Genomic DNA, 2,166 nt, shown 5'->3' on the forward strand with positions numbered 1-2,166 from the left:
AAATTTCAGGTAGAATATCGCCACATAAAATCAAGGCGGTAAAATGAGAAAATTTATAGTCGTTCGTGGACATGCGGGCTCTGGTAAAACGACTTTCGCAAAAGAGAAAATTAAAGAATTTCAAAATGAATACCCGCAGGCGCAAATTTATCATCTGGAAAACGATATGTTTCTAACCGATGAGGCGGGGGTTTATACTTGGTCGCCGAAGCTTTTGGAGGACGCAAAGCGCAGGGTCGCCCGCGAGATAAAGCAGGCGTATAAATTTGCCCTGGAAAACAAAGATAAAGACGTTCTTATCGTGCTTAGCAACGTGAGTGCGCGCACCAAAGAGCTGCTAAGCCTAAAAGAGCAAGCCGCCCAGAATGGATTTATTTTCGAATGCTTTAGAATGCAAAATTTCTTCGCCTCCGAGCACGGCGTCGATGAAAATACGACAATAGCGATGTTTATAAAGGTCGCAAACAACAAAATAGAGGGCGAAATTTTGATCCCGCCCGTTAATCCTATGAGCGAAAGCGTAGCGCAAAAGATCAAAGACGCGGCGGCTCTAAACAGGCGCGATCTGCCCTTTGATGCGGCGCAAAATACCTACGTAACGAAAAAATATATCGCTGCCACGCAGGACAAAAGACTCTGGAGCGCGCGTCAAAGCGAGCTTTATCCAGAGCTTTGCACCTACAAATACTCAAAACGCGTCTTTTTCAAAGCCGATTGGGATAAGGCGTTGCTTGAGATGCGCGGGCTCATAATGGACGAGAATCTAAATATCATCGTGCGTCCGTTTAAAAAGGTCTATAACTACTCGGAATTTACCTCGCGCAAAAGCCTTTATCCTATCGATATCACGGACGATACGCCCGTGCTTGCCGTGCGAAAGGTAAACGGCTTTTTGGGGTGTTGCACCTATGTAGATGTCGGCGAAAGCGGCGCGAGCTTTAACCGCCGCGTCATCTACTCCACGACGGGATCGACCGATAGTAGATTTGCGCAGATGGCGCGCGAGCACTGCTGTAAATTTGAAGAAATTTTCAAACGCTATCCAAATAAAACTTTTTTATTTGAGATCACCGACGAGAGCGATCCGCACATCGTAGAAGAGGAGCTTGGAGAGACCTTTATCGGGCTTATCGACGCTAAAACCGGCGCGCAAGCAAGCGAATTTGAGCTGGATAAAATCGCCGCAAACACTGCCGGAGTGCTAAAAAGACCTTTTTATAAAGAGGGCGAGCAGTATCTAAAAACGAGCTTTGCGGAGCTTAAAAATATAGTCAAAGAGGCGAAATTTGAGGGCTTTATGGTGTATATCCCAAGCCAAAATGATTTTTGCTTTAAGATGAAAACGCCTTATTATCTCGTGAATAAATTTTTCGCTCGCAGTAAAAACGAGGCGCTTTCCGGCAAACTGGATAAAACCAAGCTTGATGAGGAATTTCACCCCTTGATTGACCATATCAAAGCAAACGAGCGAGAATTCAGATCCCTTGACGAGCAGGGCAAACTAGGCTTTATAAAAGAATTTTTAGAAAAAGTTTAACGATTACCGTGCGAATATTTGACGCCGCGTAAATTTACGTAAAGCTTAAATTTGATGCAGCGATTAAAGCTTAAAGGAAAAATGATGATATTTTTTACCTCAGATTTGCATTTTTATCACGCAAATATTATGAAATACTGCCCTAAATTTAGGGCTTTTAACGACGTAGCCGAGATGAATGAAAAGCTAATAGAACTCTGGAATGCCGTAGTGGGGCCCGAGGATACGGTTTATGATCTGGGCGATTTTGCATTTTGTAATAAATTAAAGGATCTAAAAAGCGTCGCGCGTAGGCTAAACGGCTCGCATGTACTGATTTTAGGTAACCACGATACGCTCATTAGCCAAAACAAAGAAGCGCTGCTACGCGAGCTAAAAGACGACGGAAATCCTATCTTTAGCGATATCCTGCACTACAAGGAGCTAAATTTTGACGGCGGTGCGGGCGCGATGAAGGACGGCAAAACGGGTATGAGCATCTGCATGTTTCACTATCCCGTAGAGGAGCACAACCGCGCCCAGAAAGGCTCTTTTATGCTTCACGGACACTTGCACGACCGCGCTTCCAGCCTGGAGGGGCGCATACTAAACGTAGGCTTTGACTCGCACGGCAAAATTTTAAGCTTAGA

2 protein-coding genes are annotated in these 2,166 nt (G+C 44.8%); both read left to right on the forward strand.

The features are described from left to right. Positions 1-43 precede the first annotated feature (43 nt). Positions 44-1,537 (forward strand): RNA ligase, encoded by a 1,494-nt coding sequence (locus Q0238_RS03040; RefSeq protein WP_297942822.1) that lies wholly within the window; start codon positions 44-46, stop codon positions 1,535-1,537. An 84-nt stretch (positions 1,538-1,621) separates the two neighbouring features. After that, on the forward strand, positions 1,622-2,166 hold a 545-nt coding region (locus Q0238_RS03045), incomplete at its 3' end, for a metallophosphoesterase (RefSeq protein ID WP_297942824.1).

The sequence above is a fragment of the uncultured Campylobacter sp. genome, assembly GCF_938045775.1.
Taxonomy (GTDB): domain Bacteria; phylum Campylobacterota; class Campylobacteria; order Campylobacterales; family Campylobacteraceae; genus Campylobacter_B.